Annotated in this window: 14 protein-coding genes, 1 tRNA gene and 1 other annotated feature (1 of these 16 cut by a window edge); of the genes, 12 read left to right on the top strand and 3 right to left on the bottom strand. The window is 38.3% G+C overall.

Translation table 11 applies throughout. The features are described from left to right. Positions 1 to 64 precede the first annotated feature (64 nt). The 9 genes from RWN13_RS02980 (at position 65) to RWN13_RS02940 (ending at position 8,426) form a co-directional block, all read left to right on the top strand. Complete coding sequence (locus tag RWN13_RS02980; RefSeq protein ID WP_314060337.1) at positions 65 to 946, top strand: NAD(P)-dependent oxidoreductase; 882 nt, start codon at positions 65 to 67, stop codon at positions 944 to 946. Between the two features lie 120 nt (positions 947 to 1,066). Then, on the top strand, positions 1,067 to 1,306 hold the full coding sequence (locus RWN13_RS02975) for a YkuJ family protein (RefSeq protein ID WP_209527479.1): 240 nt from the start codon (positions 1,067 to 1,069) through the stop codon (positions 1,304 to 1,306). Positions 1,307 to 1,464: 158 nt separating this feature from the next. After that, complete coding sequence (sppA, locus tag RWN13_RS02970; protein ID WP_314060334.1) at positions 1,465 to 2,472, top strand: signal peptide peptidase SppA; 1,008 nt, start codon at positions 1,465 to 1,467, stop codon at positions 2,470 to 2,472. 217 nt (positions 2,473 to 2,689) lie between these two features. Beyond that, positions 2,690 to 3,259 carry an RDD family protein gene (locus RWN13_RS02965; RefSeq protein ID WP_399553630.1) on the top strand — a complete coding sequence of 190 codons (570 nt, stop codon included), beginning with the start codon at positions 2,690 to 2,692 and terminating at the stop codon, positions 3,257 to 3,259. A gap of 24 nt (positions 3,260 to 3,283) precedes the next feature. Then, complete coding sequence (locus RWN13_RS02960) at positions 3,284 to 4,216, top strand: hypothetical protein (RefSeq protein ID WP_314060332.1); 933 nt, start codon at positions 3,284 to 3,286, stop codon at positions 4,214 to 4,216. A 122-nt stretch (positions 4,217 to 4,338) separates the two neighbouring features. Continuing rightward, complete coding sequence (gene tig, locus RWN13_RS02955; RefSeq protein ID WP_314060330.1) at positions 4,339 to 5,622, top strand: trigger factor; 1,284 nt, start codon at positions 4,339 to 4,341, stop codon at positions 5,620 to 5,622. Positions 5,623 to 5,795: 173 nt separating this feature from the next. After that, a complete protein-coding gene (clpX, locus tag RWN13_RS02950; protein WP_314060328.1) occupies positions 5,796 to 7,040 on the top strand; it encodes an ATP-dependent Clp protease ATP-binding subunit ClpX in 1,245 nt (414 codons plus the stop codon). A gap of 465 nt (positions 7,041 to 7,505) precedes the next feature. Further along, positions 7,506 to 8,102 (top strand): ribosome biogenesis GTP-binding protein YihA/YsxC, encoded by a 597-nt coding sequence (gene yihA, locus RWN13_RS02945; RefSeq protein WP_314060326.1) that lies wholly within the window; start codon positions 7,506 to 7,508, stop codon positions 8,100 to 8,102. An 18-nt stretch (positions 8,103 to 8,120) separates the two neighbouring features. After that, positions 8,121 to 8,426, top strand: a complete 306-nt coding sequence (locus RWN13_RS02940) for a nucleoside triphosphate pyrophosphohydrolase family protein (protein WP_314060503.1) — start codon at positions 8,121 to 8,123, stop codon at positions 8,424 to 8,426. Between the two features lie 284 nt (positions 8,427 to 8,710). On the opposite strand, the gene RWN13_RS02935 is transcribed toward RWN13_RS02940, so the two are convergent. Next, entirely contained in the window at positions 8,711 to 9,466 is a 756-nt protein-coding gene (locus tag RWN13_RS02935; protein WP_314060324.1) for a MucBP domain-containing protein, read from the bottom strand. 366 nt (positions 9,467 to 9,832) lie between these two features. On the opposite strand from RWN13_RS02935, the gene RWN13_RS02930 reads away from it, so the two are divergent. Then, positions 9,833 to 10,873 (top strand): aldose epimerase family protein, encoded by a 1,041-nt coding sequence (locus RWN13_RS02930; protein WP_314060322.1) that lies wholly within the window; start codon positions 9,833 to 9,835, stop codon positions 10,871 to 10,873. Between the two features lie 86 nt (positions 10,874 to 10,959). On the opposite strand, the gene RWN13_RS02925 is transcribed toward RWN13_RS02930, so the two are convergent. Next, positions 10,960 to 12,885: a fructose-1,6-bisphosphatase gene (locus RWN13_RS02925; RefSeq protein WP_314060319.1), complete on the bottom strand. Its 1,926-nt coding sequence runs from the start codon at positions 12,883 to 12,885 to the stop codon at positions 10,960 to 10,962. A 216-nt stretch (positions 12,886 to 13,101) separates the two neighbouring features. Between RWN13_RS02925 and RWN13_RS02920 the strand changes: the two genes are divergently transcribed. Beyond that, on the top strand, positions 13,102 to 13,806 hold the full coding sequence (locus RWN13_RS02920; protein WP_314060317.1) for an O-methyltransferase: 705 nt from the start codon (positions 13,102 to 13,104) through the stop codon (positions 13,804 to 13,806). 306 nt (positions 13,807 to 14,112) lie between these two features. Here RWN13_RS02920 and RWN13_RS02915 read toward each other — a convergent pair. Next, positions 14,113 to 14,186 (bottom strand) — tRNA-Arg (locus tag RWN13_RS02915). Between the two features lie 293 nt (positions 14,187 to 14,479). On the opposite strand from RWN13_RS02915, the gene RWN13_RS02910 reads away from it, so the two are divergent. After that, positions 14,480 to 15,115 carry a TetR/AcrR family transcriptional regulator C-terminal domain-containing protein gene (locus tag RWN13_RS02910; RefSeq protein ID WP_314060315.1) on the top strand — a complete coding sequence of 212 codons (636 nt, stop codon included), beginning with the start codon at positions 14,480 to 14,482 and terminating at the stop codon, positions 15,113 to 15,115. Between the two features lie 90 nt (positions 15,116 to 15,205). Continuing rightward, positions 15,206 to 15,225 (top strand) — a sequence feature (ribosomal protein L21 leader region) (it continues 58 nt past the right edge of the window).

Below are 15,225 nucleotides of genomic sequence, written 5' to 3'. Positions count from 1 at the left end.
TTGGTAATGAAAGTCAGGAGGGGTATAATAGGAGTATGAGCTATAGTTTAAGGAGGATTTGTCAATGAAAACAATTGGATTTATTGGAACAGGTGTCATGGGAGCTTCAGTGGTTAAGCACTTATTGAAGGCAGGTTATGAGGTCAATGTTTACAATCGAACGAAGGCTAAAACAGATGAGCTTATTGCTTTAGGGGCAGTCTGGAAGGCTAATCCTCAAGAAATTACCGATAGCAGTGAACTGATTTTTACCATGGTAGGTTATCCGTCAGATGTGGAAGCGACTTACTATGGCCCAACGGGGATTTTTTCAACTGATGTAAGGGGGAAATTGTTGGTAGATATGACCACAAGTACGCCATCATTGGCGATAAAAATCGCGGAGACAGCTCTGGAAAAAGGCAGTGTCAGTTTGGATGCGCCAGTCTCTGGCGGCGATTTAGGAGCTAAAAATGGTAGCTTAACGACTATGGTTGGTGGCGATGAAGTGACTTATGAGAAACTTGTTCCTGTACTAGATGTTTTTAGTGCTAATGTGAACCTTCAAGGCGGCCCTGGAGCAGGGCAGCACACCAAAATGGCCAATCAAATTATGATTGCTGGAACGATGACGGGAATGACTGAGTTATTGGTGTATGCTGAAAAAGCCGGTTTGGAGTTAGAAAAAGTGTTGGATACGGTGGGTGGTGGCAGTGCGGCAAACTGGTCGTTGACTAATTACGCACCGCGAATTTTACGAGAAGATTTTACGCCAGGCTTTTTTGCTAAACATTTTCTTAAAGATTTGAAAATTGCGTTAGATGAGTCTGCTAGAATGGGAATTGAGTTGCCAGCTACTAAAAGAGCCAAGGAGCTTTATGAAAAGCTGACAGAACAAGGGTTTGAGAACGACGGCACTCAGGCACTTATTAAACTGTGGTGGCCAACTGGGAAACCGCAAGATTAAAATTCAATTAAGACTTAAAAAAAATATAAAAAAAAGTGAAAAAAATGGTTATTTTCGGTGCATATACTATCGTAGTCTGATACAATGTAACAGAAAGTGAAATTGAAGGAGGCTTGCCCTATGAAACATTCACAATTGGTTGCGATTATCAAACGATTGGAAGCCATGATTGAAGCGTCTGCGACGGATAAAGAAATTCAAGTTCGCCGTTTTGAACGTGAAGGAAACGAACGATGTATTGTTACTTATGACTCAGCAAACGAGATGTTTGAATTAACGGAATCTGATACCCAACAAGTATATCAATTTGATGATATTGATTTAGTTGCGATAGAGATTTACGAGTTACTACAAGCCTAATAAGGACATAAACCAACTCAAGAAGATAAACTATCTTCTTGAGTTTTTATATACTTAATTATCAGTTATGTCTCGTGAAGTGTGTGGGGCTATGTTAAAATAGTGAGGGAGGCCAAGTAGTCGTTTTAAAGGCCATTGATAAGGAAAAGGAGAATACGATGACGAGTAAAAGGTGGATTGCAATCGGAATAGCTTTAGGTTTATTTTTGCTTTGGATGTTAGTTCCTTCAGCAAATGAGGAGTTGTCGGTTGAAGAGTTATTAGGTTCAAATGGCATAACAGAAAAAGTGGTGAGTCAGCGAGGCGATGAAAAAATCGCCTTGCTAGAAATAGATGGTACGATTGCGGCAAGTTCTGGTGAATCTTTGTTTTCATCAGCTGGTTATAACCATAATTTCTTTATGGCCCAATTAGATGAAATTGCTAATGATGAGTCGGTCAAGGGGATTTTATTAGAAGTAAACTCTCCAGGTGGAGGTGTTTATGAAAGTGCGGAGATTGCTAGAGCGATTAAAGCCATTCAAAAAGAGCGTGAAATTCCATTTTATGTTTCCATGAAAAACATGGCCGCTAGTGGCGGTTATTATGTTTCGGCGAGCGCCGATAAGATTTACGCGGCTGATGAGACCATGACTGGTTCGATTGGTGTGATTATGTCAGGCCTGAATATGTCAGGTTTAATGGACAAGTTAGGCATTTCGGATGAGACAGTTAAAAGTGGCGATTTGAAAGATGTTGGCTCTACCACTCGTAAATGGACGGAAAAGGATCGCCAAGTACTACAGGAGATGATTGATAGTTCTTATGGTCGATTTGTTGATATTGTAGCTGATGGACGTCACATGTCTGAAGAAAAGGTTCGGGAAATTGCCGATGGCCGAATTTATGATGGTGTTCAGGCTAAAGCTAACGGACTAGTAGATGAACTTGGTTTTCCCGAGGATGCCATGGTAGCCCTGCAAGACGATAATCACTTAAAGAATGCGTCCATTATCCAGTATCAATTACCACGCTCATTCGCCGATACCTTTACTAGTTCTTGGTTAGGGATGAAGGTTAAAGGCGCCTTAGGCCAAAGTGAGTCTGCAGATGCTTTATCAAAAGTTATCAGCAACTTTAGTTCTGAGGAAGCACCACGGATGATGTATTTATACGGAGGTGAGTAGGATGACGGAGAAATATCTGGAAGACTCTCAGGAGAAAAAACAAGTTGAAAAGCTGACCTTTCCGTCGGAAAACCATTTAGATGAATGGCAGGCTAACAAAGCAGCTCAGGAAACTAAGGAAGAGCCAGAGTCTCCATCAGAGGCTGAACCAGTTTCTGAAGAAGGGACCCAACCTTTGCCAAAAAAAGCGCAGCAAAAAAGTGCAGCTGATTTTTTAATGCAAAATAAAGAAAAACGTGAAAATCAACAGGACAGTCAAGAGGAAAAAGCGGACAATCAAAGGAGTTGGCAACGGTTTGTTGAACCTCCCAAACGCCAGCGGGATTATCACCATTTTCCAGCCTATTTTTATGCGGGCTTCTGGATTAGGGCTTTTGCCTTTATAGTAGATATCATCTGTATCGGGCTTATTTCCAGTATATTATTGGATGGTCTCTTAAGTTTTGTTGGCTTGGAAGCAGGGGGGGATTTGACTGCTTACGGTTTGCTGAGTTTGGCGATTTATCTAGGTTATTTCATTTTAATGACGAAATTGACGAATGGTCAAACAGTTGGGAAAATGATTTTTGGTATTCAAGTGGTTTGTTTTAAAGAGGAGACGCTGAGTTGGACAACGGTGTTGATCCGTGAAGGAGCTTGTCGTTTCATTTTAAAATCTGGCTTCTTAATGTTAGGCTATTTACCAGCTGCGTTTACTCCAAGTAAGCAGCATTTAGGTGATTTCTTAAGTGATACTAGTGTCGTCACTTTAAATAGTATTAAGGCTTATAATGGGATTAAATTTTAGAAAACAGGTCAAGGGAGTGATGATGTGAGTGAGCCAATTGAATTTCCATTAAATTTTGACCGGTATATGGAATTGGGGCAACTTGCTTTGGCTGAAGGGCTATTGGACGAGGCCTTGTTGAACTTTGAAGGGGCATATAATCTACAAGAGGATTTTCTAGCGAACCGTTCACTTGCAACAGTTTTAATGGCTCAAAGTGAATTTTTTGAGGCGAAGAAAATTGCAGATGAAATGAAGCTTGACTATTTAAGCGATCCTCAAAACTTTACTCTCTATGTGACAATTTTGACGGGCACTCATTTTTTTATTCAAGGACGTAAACTAGTGAAACGTTGCCAATTTTCGGAAGAGGTCAAAGAGAGTTGTTTAGAAGAGTTGGAGCAAGGGGAGCAATTCTTTCGTAAATTTCAGAGGAAAGAGCTGACAAAGCGATTGTCTTTGGCAACGGATTTAGGTGAACTGTCTTTTTATCAACAAGGAAGTCGTTTGCGTGGGTTGGAGAGGCTGCCCCAGGAAGAGTATGTGAGTCTCGTTAAGGCGCTGATTGAACAAGCAGTGTTGCCTTTATTATTAAACAATGGCTTAGTAGAAGCCTTAGTTGAGCTAGGCTGTCAATGTGAGTTGTCCAGCCAATCGATTATGGGACCACAACTAATTCAATTAGGAAAGTTACCGCTAATCGATCAACAGAACAGCTATCTTACAAGTTTGAAAGAGTTGCAGTTACAAGTTGAAAATGGTGACTCTGAGTTGAGTCAATCCTTGAGAGAGGAACTACGCTTACAGTTTATCTTATTGTACCCACTGGGAGATCAGCTAATCCAAGAGCCGAAGCTCTGGGTCAGTCTTTTTTTAGCTAGTTATTTTGGTAATGAGGTTGCAGAAGTTCCGGTGGGCCATTCCTATTTAACGCTACAAAGTCGACTTAGGCAAGAACTTGCTCGATTAGTCCAGTAAAGAGTTTGCTCATCCGAGGAAATCGGGGATAAATGTTTACAAGTAAAGATTGATAGTGTATTATTGTAAGGTATGCAATTGATAGAATTATTAAAATTAGATATTCTGGAGGGAATTATTAGATGACAGCCAAGTGGGAAAAGAAAGGCACCAATGATGGTGTATTAACATTTGAAATCGACAAAGATACAGTTGCAAAAGAATTAACAACAACTTTTAATAAAGTGAAGAAAAACCTTAGTGCACCAGGTTTCCGTAAAGGGAAAATTTCTCGTCAATTATTTAACAAAATGTATGGCGAAGCGTCACTATATGAAGATACATTAAATGCTTTATTGCCAAAAGCTTATGATGCAGCAGTTATTGAAGCTGGGATTGACCCAGTTGCTCAACCAAAAATTGACATCGAAAGTATGGAAGCGAACTCTGACTGGGTTATTACTGCAGAAGTTATCGTTAAACCAGAAGTTAAACTAGGCGAATACAAAGACTTAACGGTTGAAAAGCAAGACCGCGAAGTGACAGATGCTGAAGTTGACGAAGCAATCAAAGCGAAACAAGAATCTTTAGCTGAATTAGTAATTAAAGAAGCTGAACCTGCTGTTAATGGCGACACGGTTGTTATTGACTATAAAGGTTTGAAAGACGGCGTAGCCTTCGATGGCGGTACTGCTGATAATCACTCATTAGAATTGGGTTCTGATTCTTTCATTCCAGGTTTTGAAGAACAATTAGTTGGTGTTAAGGCAGGTGACGAAGTTGAAGTGAAAGTGACATTCCCAGAAGAATATCATTCAGAAGACTTAGCTGGCGCTGAAGCAATCTTTGAAGTGAAAGTCCATGAAGTAAAAGGTAAAGAGTTACCTGAACTTGACGACGAGTTCGCCAAAGATGCTGATGAAGAAGTTGAAACCTTAGCTGAACTGAAAGAAAAAATCCGTAAAGAGTTAGAAGAAAGCAAACAAAATGCTGCTGAAGAAGCGGTTCAAGAGTTAGCTATCCAACAAGCTGTTGCAAATGCGGAAATCGTTGATTTACCACATGAAATGGTTCATGATGAAGTTCACCGCTCGATGGATGAATTCTTAAACAACATGCAACGTCAAGGAATCGCTCCTGATATGTACTATCAATTAACTGGTACAACTGAAGCTGATTTGCATACACAATTTGAAGGTGAAGCTGAAACTCGCGTGAAAACTAACTTAGTTATCGAAGCAGTTTCTAAAGTTGAAAACTTTGAAGCAACTGACGAAGACATTCAAAAAGAACTTGAAACATTGGCTGAAGCGTATAATATGGAAGCTGATGCAGTTCGCAAAGTTTTAACAGATGATATGTTAAAACATGACATCGTGTTGAAGAAAGCCTTAGACGTTATTACTGAAACGGCTAAAGAAGCTTAATTTAGGATGAAAACGTAAAAGAGCGAAGGATTTCCTTTGCTCTTTTAGTCTCTTTAGTCAATATTATTCACAAGATAGCGATTAATGTGTTAAGATAAGTAAAATTGCTAAAACTTGTAAAAAGAGGACCTTATTTAAGGAGACTTTTTACGAAACCTATTAGGAGGGTTATTATGTACGATAACACGGACGATAATGGTTCGGTTCGTTGCTCATTCTGTGGGAAATCTCAAGAAGAAGTTAAAAAAATCGTAGCTGGACCAGGAGTCTACATTTGTAATGAGTGTATTGACTTGTGTAAAGATATTATTGATGAAGAGTTTCATGAAGATGCTGTTCACGATTTCTTAGATGTTCCTAAACCAAATGAAATCTTGAATGCCTTAGATGAGTATGTCATCGGCCAAGATCGTGCCAAGAAAGTTCTTTCAGTAGCTGTTTATAATCACTATAAACGTGTCGGCAATATGGAAGAAGCAGAAGATGGCGTCGAACTACAAAAAAGTAACATTTGTCTAATCGGGCCTACAGGCTCAGGTAAGACATTCTTAGCTCAAACATTAGCTCGGACGTTAAACGTGCCGTTTGCCATTGCAGATGCCACCAGTTTGACAGAAGCGGGTTATGTGGGTGAAGATGTGGAAAATATTTTGTTAAAATTACTTCAATCGGCTGATTTTAATGTTGAACGTGCCGAAAAAGGGATTATTTACATTGATGAAATTGATAAAATTGCTCGTAAGAGTGAAAATGTCTCAATTACGCGCGATGTTTCTGGTGAAGGGGTTCAACAAGCTTTGTTGAAAATTTTAGAAGGAACGGTTGCTAGTGTGCCGCCTCAAGGTGGTCGTAAACATCCCCAACAGGAGTTTATTCAAATTGATACGACTAACATTCTCTTTATCGTTGGCGGTGCCTTTGACGGCATTGAAAATATCGTTAAAGAACGCTTAGGTGATAAAGTGATCGGTTTTGGTAAATCTAACTCTAAATTAGATGATGATAAGAGTTTAATGCAAGAAATCATTCCTGAGGACTTGCTAAAATTCGGCTTGATTCCTGAGTTTATTGGACGATTACCTGTAACGGCGGCTTTGGAAAAACTAACGGTGGATGATTTAGTTAGAATCTTAACGGAACCTAAAAATGCGTTGGTGAAACAGTACAAGAAATTACTTGCCTTGGATCACTCTGATTTGGAATTCCAAACGGAAGCTCTACAAGCAATTGCTAACCAAGCGATTGAGCGCAATACAGGTGCTCGTGGTTTACGCTCAATCATTGAGCATATCATGATGGATATTATGTATGAAATTCCGATGCGCGAGGACATTAAAAAGGTTATCGTTACTGAGGATACGGTGAAAAATGATGCGAACCCAACTCTAGTTTTAGAAGACGATAAAAAAGTAAGTTAATGAAGGAATCAGCGCAAGTGAAAGCTTGGCGCTGATTTTTTTTAGAATGTAGGAAAGTGTATGACTTCCTCTATATTTTAGTCGGTGTCTAGCTTAACTCATCAACCACTAAATAAATTTCGTTGTCCTAAACACAACGCAAGGCTTCGATCTCATCAATTTCTTAGTGCTTTATCGCATAGAGATAAAGCACTAAGAAGAGCATTTAGCGATAGCTAACACTTCGTAAATTAGTAAGGTGAAGGGGGAGTTTGATTGGACAGCAAGATAACACCTTAAACGATGTTGTAGCTGGTCAGTTTATTTAGTTAAAAATGGATGACTTGTCAGTTATTAATTTGTAATATTAATCGCCTAGTTAGTTAGATGGAATTATGTTAAAATAAATAGTGGAAAGAGCCTGGTAATGATTGAGATGGCTCGCGTGATTGGGGCAATGCCACAGTCGAAGTAGGGAGTGGAAAGATGAAGGTACATAATGCGGAAATTTTAATTAGTGCGGTTTCGCCTAAACAATACCCGGAAACAGATTTGCCGGAAATTGCCCTAGCAGGGCGGTCAAATGTTGGGAAATCGTCATTTATTAATACCTTGATTAACCGGAAGAATTTAGCTCGGACATCAGGTAAACCTGGGAAAACTCAGACACTTAATTTTTATTTGATTGAAGATATTTTTCGGTTTGTGGATGTCCCTGGTTATGGGTATGCTAAAGTGTCGAAAACTGAACGCGCTAAATGGGGAGAGATGATTGAAACCTATCTAACCCAACGCAATCAGTTAAGAGCGGTCATTTGTGTGGTTGACTTGCGCCATAAGCCGAGTGTTGAGGATATTCAAATGTATCAATTTTTAAAATTTTATCAAATTCCAGCTATTGTTGTGGCAACGAAAGCAGATAAAATTGCTCGTGGTAAGTGGAATAAACATGAGTCAATTGTTAAAAAAGCTTTAGAATTTGATAAAAGCGATGCTTTTGTCTTATTTTCTTCAGAAACCAAGATGGGGAAAGAAGAAGCTTGGGAAGCCATTGAATTGTATTTAGAACTAGAAAATGACTAGAGTAGAGGGATGAGTTACATGGATTTTAATGAGTATCAATCGTTAGCTAATCGAACGCTTTATGGAAGCGAGCAAGTATTAACTAATTGTGCCTTAGGTTTAGCAAGTGAAACTGGCGAAGTGCTAGAAGTTATTCAGAAGTATACGTTTGAGAATCATCAGCTGAACCGTGATGAGCTGGTTAAAGAAATGGGCGATGTCTTATGGTATTTATCCCAAATTGCTGAATGGGCAGATATTTCGTTTGACGAAGTGGCCGCTACGAACATTGAGATGCTGAAGAGTCGTTATCCAGATAGCTATAAGATTTCTTCGAATGGTTAAACAAAGCAACCTGTTTATGATATGTCACAAACAGGTTGCTTTTTTTTTTATGCTTGCCTTACGTCGGATAAGAATAGTCGATGTAATAGCTTCTAAGGACAGCGGTAGTTAATGAGTCTAATGAGCTTACTATGATGCTAGAGGCTAGTCAGTGGGCTTTAATTCACTATAAGCCGCTGTCTATTATGGCTTGTTGAAATAGGGAATCATTTTAGTTTCAGCTTATTATTAAAAATACCTGACAATGCTACTATCAGCGTTGTCAGGTATTTTTTTATCGTAATTTAGGCTGTTTTCTTTAAGAGGCTATAAGCTGAAATGCTTGCAATCATCGTCATCAAACCTATCACGATTAAGATACTGTTTGATTTGCTACCTGCTTTTGGAAGAAAGCCAGATGTTTTTTTAGCCGTGGTTAATTTTTTTTCTTTGCTACTTAGGTTTGTTGTTTTGTTGCTTGAGCTGCTTGTTTCAAGGGTTTTAACGTTCGAACTACTGGAATTTGTCGTTGAATAAGTACGGATTGTCAGGTCAGTCGTGTTGTTCTCAACATCACCTTCCACAGTGGTGTTGGAAATAGGTAAGCTGGAAGAACTTGTGGGTTCTTCTGCTACGACGGTGTTGCTAGAAGGTGTAGTTTCAGCTGGCCCTTGATTACTGACCGAGGTTGTGGACGAAGCTACAGGATCTTTTACATATCGAATAGGAAAGGTGTAGTCAGTTGATAAAATATCAACTTCCCTCACCAACATGACATCTGAAACTTGATAGCCAGGGATGGCTTTGACATCAACCATAATGGTTGTTCCAAGTTTATCAGTCACTGATTTACTAGAGGCGATTTCTTGATTGGTATCCACATCAATATATGTAAAGGTAATCGTCGCCATCTCCTCAGAAGTTGGCGGAGTTTCGCTAGATGGTTCAGTTGTTGAAGGGGTCGTGTTAGTTGACTCTGTATTTTCTTCAGCAGCGCTATTGCTTGTGAGCAGACTGAAAAGAGTTAAACTTGTTAATAAAGCGAAAGCTAAACGTTTCATTATTACTCCTCCTCGAATGAAAAGTTTTCATTGGACTTTTTGATAAAATAAAATGAATTTAAATTAAAGATGATCGGTAATCACGACGGATTTTTTTCTATGATAGTCGTCGAGAGCCTTTAGATCATTTACACTCACATTATACGATAACAAAATGACAGCTAGATTACAAATTTATGAACTTTAATTGCAGAAATATCTTAAATTTTTCTGACTTTTTTTTAAAACGAAGGTATATAAAGATGTAGAATAGTCAGTTTGCCCATAAATGCGCTTGCAAAATGGTCATGTTGCAAATGAGGAATTAAGCGAGATATGCTACACTTAAAGACATATGAAAGAGTGATAGTCTGAGGAGGCTCCTTAATGAAAGTCATAAAAAAAATCTTTGGTGCTGACGGCGCCACGTTAGTTGTTATAGAAAATGATCATGGTTTAATTTTAGAGGTGACAGACTTTGGTGCGAGAATTGTGCGTCTTTTAGTGCCCACGAAAACCGGTGAACTGGTGAATATTGCACTAGGTTTTGCGGATGAAGAAAGTTACCGAAAACATGATACTTACTTCGGTGCGACAATTGGTCGGGTAGCAGGGAGGCTAGCAAAAGGACAGTTTAAAGGTCGTGGAGGGATTCAACACTTTGATCAAAATGAAGGGCCAAACACCTTACATGGCGGTGCTGACAGCTTTGAGGTTAAACGCTGGCAGACTGAAATTATAGAAAATACTTCTGAAGTTAGCGTAGTTTTTTCTTATATAAGTCCTGACGGAGAAAATGGCTTTAAAGGAAATTTAAAGGCTAAGGTTACTTATACTTTTAATAATCAAAATGAATGGCGCTTGGATTATGAAGGAGAAACGGATCATGAAACACTGTACAATCCGACGAATCATGTCTACTTTAATTTATCAGGCAGTTTAGCAAAACCGATTGATACTCATTCGCTGTATGTGGCAGCAGAGCGTTATGGGGTGATTGATGATCAAAGTTTACCGACGGGAGAATTAAGAGAAGTGTTTGGAACTGCATTTGATTTTACAAATCAAACTGGACGTCTTTTAGAAGATGGCTTTAATCAATCGGATCAACAGGTAGCTTTGGTAAATGGGTATGATCATCCATTTTTATTGAAAGCTCCCAGTTTAACAGAGTGTCAAGCCAGATTGAGTGATGAGCAAACGGGGATTACGCTTGAAATGCGGACAGATTCACCAGCCGTTGTGATCTATACAACTAATATTGGTGAAAAAGAATTACCTATGTTTGGAGAGAATGCAAGCCACCATAGCGGGATTACACTGGAAACACAAGTTTTACCTGATGCTATCAATCATGAGGGGTTTGGTAATATTGTTTTAGAGGCAGGAGAAATCTTTAAAGCAACGACGATTTTTTCCCTTAAATAACCATCTACCAAAGGTATTCGGCTGGAAAAAGCCGAATGCCTCACGATAGAAATGACCCATGTATTAGGTTGTTTGACTGTACGGATTCACGAAGGAAAGATAGGCTGAGTTGCGGAGGATAATTGTTTTTCCAATAGGTTAATTTCTTGCTGTAGTTGCTTTCCGATGTTGGTATCTTTGACTTTTTTTCGTTTGAGGACCCGATCAACCACTCGTTTGGTAGAGACGATATCCGTATAATTGTCGATAGCCCTCTTTTTTGATAAAAAAGGTTGGTGAGCAACGAGTTGCATGCCGTATGAGTTATAGATGAGCGTGTAACCGGCAATGCCTGTGGTCCCTTGGTAGGGTTTTGAAAAGCCGCCGTCAATCACAATCAGTTTGCCTTTAGCCTTAATTGGATTCTCGCCATCGATTTCTTTGACAGGTGTGTGACCATTGATGATATGGCTATCAGTATCATTTAAGCCGAATTCTCTTAATATTGATTGACAAATATCAATTTGATTGCGCTGCTCATAATAACTGTTTTTTATTTCCTTATGAGTTCCTTTATCAGTGAGGAAGTAGCGCTCGAAGGTTGTCATTTCATTTTTACCAAATAGGGAAGAACATTCCCCTGTCCATAGATACCAAATTAAATCGGTGGCTAAATCATCTCTGGTAGTCAAGTTATGGTAACTTGCACGCAAGGCTTTTTCAAAAGTGTCTAGCAGTGCTTTACCACTTAATGATTGCTGATTAATGGTGAGGGACTTGAAAGAGCCATCTGGATTTAATGGAATACAACCATGTATTAATAAATTGTTATTGTAGCAGAGATACATGCTACCTTTTTCCATCAAAAAATCAATGTGGCGTTTAAGTTTTTCTGATGATTGGAAGGCTTGAACTAACTGAGCGACAAGTTCTTGTTCGCTGCTAGTTAAGACGACTGGTGATAATGGATCAATGGTTTGAAAGCATGTCTGACTAAGCTGGTATAGGTCTCCATTGAGTGTAAGAGTCTTGTTTTGAAAGTCGATTTTTTCCAATAATAATCGATGGTTCATATTGAATTCTGGTCGACGTTTAATCAACTGGGCCTCTAATTTGAATTGAATGATGGCAACTGCTTGTTGAATCTGTGTTAATTGTAGTCGTTCAGTTGCATTTAAGGGAGTGTCCCCTTTAGGATGAAAGGCGGCGTTATCTCCATAAACGCTCTGAGCAAAGATTTGCAAGGGTCGTAAATTTATTCCGTAAACATCTTCCAGTATGGCTAGATTATTATAGCGTGAGGAAATTCGAAGGACATTCATCACGCAAAGGGGAGAGCCAGCGTACGCACCAATCCAAACGATATCATGGTTCCCCCATTGGATATCAAGTGAGTGATGAGTGAGTAGATCATCGATAATTCGGTCAGGAGCAGGACCTCGGTCATAAATATCCCCAACCACATGAAGGTGATCCACAATCAGTCGCTGAATCGTATAGCTCAATCCAGTTATCATATCTACTGCCTGATTCAACCGAATCACTTCGTTTAGAATTTCAGTAAAGTAGGCTTTTTTGTTTTGATTGTCTTGGTTGCGGTAAAGCAATTCTTCAGTAATGTAGACAAAATGTTTCGGTAAGCTTTTCCTAACTTTTGATCGGCTGTACTTAGTAGCGACGAAATGAATTAACTCAATTAGTTGTAAAATGGTTTGGGCATACCAATCGTCTATTTTGGAGTTGTTTACCAGTTCCTGTTCTTTCTTGATCAACATCTCTTCGGGATAATAAACGAGAAAAGTTAAGGCCTCTCGATCTTGAGAGCTAAGTTGTTGATTAAAACATAAATTTATTTTTTCTTTAAGGCTCCCCGAACCATTGCGTAAAACGTGTTGAAAGGCTTCATATTCACCGTGGAGGTCGCTGATAAAATGTTCCGTTCCTTTTGGTAAGTTCATAATGGCTTTTAAATTAATTAGTTCAGTCAGAATAGTAGCCGTTGTTTTCGTGGATATATTTGTCTTGTTGTTCATATTTCACCTCATATATACCAATTGTCGTTAGTAAGTCCTATGATAGTTCTTTCAAGGGGATATGTCAACGGTACCAATTGGTTTTTTGCGTACGAATCTTCGATAACTCAAGAGATTGCTAATTGATTATTAGTCGAGAAGTAAGTATAATGTGGTGTTAGTGACGACAGAAGAGATTGTTTCTGTCAGATGATGAGAACAAGGAGAGCGAATGTAGTGCGAAATAGAATGATGAAAATGCCTGTTGTAAGAGAAGAAATTGTTGAATTTATGCGGACGAAGCAGAAACAGTTAGCTGGCCCATTAGGTGATCTTCAAAAGAAAGCTAATGAGGCAAATGTTCCGATTATTCCACATGAAACTGTTGTTTTTATGCAGTTTTTGTTAGGTCAATTAAAACCACGTTATATTTTGGAAATAGGAACGGCCATTGGTTTTTCCGCGAGTTTAATGACAGAATATCTTGAGGAACAAGGGCATGTCACCACAATCGATCGTTTTGATGTAATGATTGAGAAAGCTAAAGTAACATTTGAATCGTTGGGTGTTGAGGATAAGGTGAGTTTATTGGAGGGGCAAGCAGCAGATATTTTACCTACCTTAGACACTTCTTATGACTTTATTTTTATGGACAGTGCCAAATCAAAATACATTGAATTTTTACCGGAATGTTTGCGCTTGTTAAAAGTGGGTGGGGTTTTGATGATCGATGATGTGTTACAAGGCGGGACTATTTTAGAACCAATCGAAGACATCGATCGTAGTCAACGTGCGATTCATCGTAAGCTAAATGAGCTATTTGATGTGGTATTAACTCATCCGGATTTAACTAGTAGTTTAGTTCCTTTAGGTGACGGGGTTTTGTTAATCACAAAGAACAAAGCAGAAATCGATTTGGACATTAACCGACCTTCATCGTAAGGCGGTTTTTTTGTTATGCTAAGTATTTCTGAAAGGTAAAATAAGCCATCCAAGTGAACTAGTTTAAACTTTGAGAGAGGTTAGTTTTAATTCTTAGCCATTCGTGTAAAAAAGAGGAAAAGAAGATTGAAAAAAACTAACATGAAATAACAATCTTATTAAACTTAACAAAAATTTAATAATCAATAGTTTAGATGCTTCAGTAGAAAAATTAGACGTTCAAAAAAACAGTCTATTAAATCAAAAAATAAAAAAAAGCATGTCATCCATTAAAAAAAATTCGTGGATGACATACTTTTTATTTGACGTCGCAGGAGGGATTCGAACCCCCGACCGTCCGCTTAGAAGGCGGATGCTCTATCCGGCTGAGCTACTGCGACATTTTTTACCGCAACAAAACTATTATATTCAATAAATAACACAAAGTCAATAATTATTTTTTTAACACAGTGTAAAAAAATAGAAATGATTTAAAAAAACGTTCTAATAAAAAAGCAGATGTTGATACAATGCCGTTTTGAGCTCTTAATGAACTGAGAAACCGAATTTTGTGCTATTATCATACTTTCTTTTAGCTAGACAAACAAAAAAAATCAAGATATACTAATTTTGTTGGGAAATATGCTGGGGAATGCAATTAAACAACACAAAATATGGGAAGAGGTAAAAGATAATGGGGAAAATCGATCCACGAGTAATAAAAACCAGAAGTAAGTTGAAAAAGGCTTTTTTAACATTACTATCTACACACAAGCTTACAGAAATGAATGTTAAGGACTTAACGCAAACAGCAGATGTCACAAGAGGTACGTTCTATCTACATTACAAGGATAAAGAAACTTTTATCAAAATTATGATGGAAGAATTAATTAATGAGTACTTCGACACAGTAATCTTTAATGTTGCTCTAGATGAAGAAAAAGAAGAGTTACAGCCTGTCTTGTCCTTAGTACATACTTTCGAATATGTTGGAGAGCGACCAGATTTCTTTACAGTGTTGCTTAAAGAGAATGACGCCATGGTATACCAAGAAGCGTTTAGTAACCAACTATTTGATTACATTCAACAACACCAAGCTAAAAATTCAGGTCTAAATGAAAGTAAGGTACCTAAAGAGTTATTAATGAGTTTCTTAACTTATGGTCTATTAGGCTATATTGATAGCTGGTTGGTTAATGGGAAAATTTACGCAAATCACTTTATGGCAACAAACTTACAAAAAATGTTAGATTCGACTTTGATTAAAGAAGCTGGGTTAGAAAACTTTTTTGTAACAGATGCGACTGAAGTCGAAAATATTGTGAAATAATCACAAAATTAAATTAAAGAGAAGCCCTTGTCGATTGTGATTGACTTGGCTTCTCTTTTTTGATATGATATTAATGTTGTAATTGTGGCACCACAGCTACAACCGCACGA

The organism is uncultured Vagococcus sp. (assembly GCF_963518325.1).
GTDB lineage: Bacteria > Bacillota > Bacilli > Lactobacillales > Vagococcaceae > Vagococcus_D.
The sequence above is the reverse complement of the archived record's forward strand: the minus strand, read 5'-3'. Positions and strand labels throughout refer to the sequence as shown.

What these genes read in the sequence shown, in the direction of transcription:
- RWN13_RS02980 (WP_314060337.1), top strand. Translation starts at nt 65, where the DNA reads ATGAAAACAATTGGATTTATTGGAACAGGTGTCATGGGAGCTTCAGTG.
- RWN13_RS02975 (WP_209527479.1), top strand. Translation starts at nt 1,067, where the DNA reads ATGAAACATTCACAATTGGTTGCGATTATCAAACGATTGGAAGCCATG.
- sppA (WP_314060334.1), top strand. Translation starts at nt 1,465, where the DNA reads ATGACGAGTAAAAGGTGGATTGCAATCGGAATAGCTTTAGGTTTATTT.
- RWN13_RS02965 (WP_399553630.1), top strand. Translation starts at nt 2,690, where the DNA reads ATGCAAAATAAAGAAAAACGTGAAAATCAACAGGACAGTCAAGAGGAA.
- tig (WP_314060330.1), top strand. Translation starts at nt 4,339, where the DNA reads ATGACAGCCAAGTGGGAAAAGAAAGGCACCAATGATGGTGTATTAACA.
- clpX (WP_314060328.1), top strand. Translation starts at nt 5,796, where the DNA reads ATGTACGATAACACGGACGATAATGGTTCGGTTCGTTGCTCATTCTGT.
- yihA (WP_314060326.1), top strand. Translation starts at nt 7,506, where the DNA reads ATGAAGGTACATAATGCGGAAATTTTAATTAGTGCGGTTTCGCCTAAA.
- RWN13_RS02940 (WP_314060503.1), top strand. Translation starts at nt 8,121, where the DNA reads ATGGATTTTAATGAGTATCAATCGTTAGCTAATCGAACGCTTTATGGA.
- RWN13_RS02935 (WP_314060324.1), bottom strand. Translation starts at nt 9,466, where the DNA reads ATGAAACGTTTAGCTTTCGCTTTATTAACAAGTTTAACTCTTTTCAGT.
- RWN13_RS02930 (WP_314060322.1), top strand. Translation starts at nt 9,833, where the DNA reads ATGAAAGTCATAAAAAAAATCTTTGGTGCTGACGGCGCCACGTTAGTT.
- RWN13_RS02925 (WP_314060319.1), bottom strand. Translation starts at nt 12,885, where the DNA reads ATGAACAACAAGACAAATATATCCACGAAAACAACGGCTACTATTCTG.
- RWN13_RS02910 (WP_314060315.1), top strand. Translation starts at nt 14,480, where the DNA reads ATGGGGAAAATCGATCCACGAGTAATAAAAACCAGAAGTAAGTTGAAA.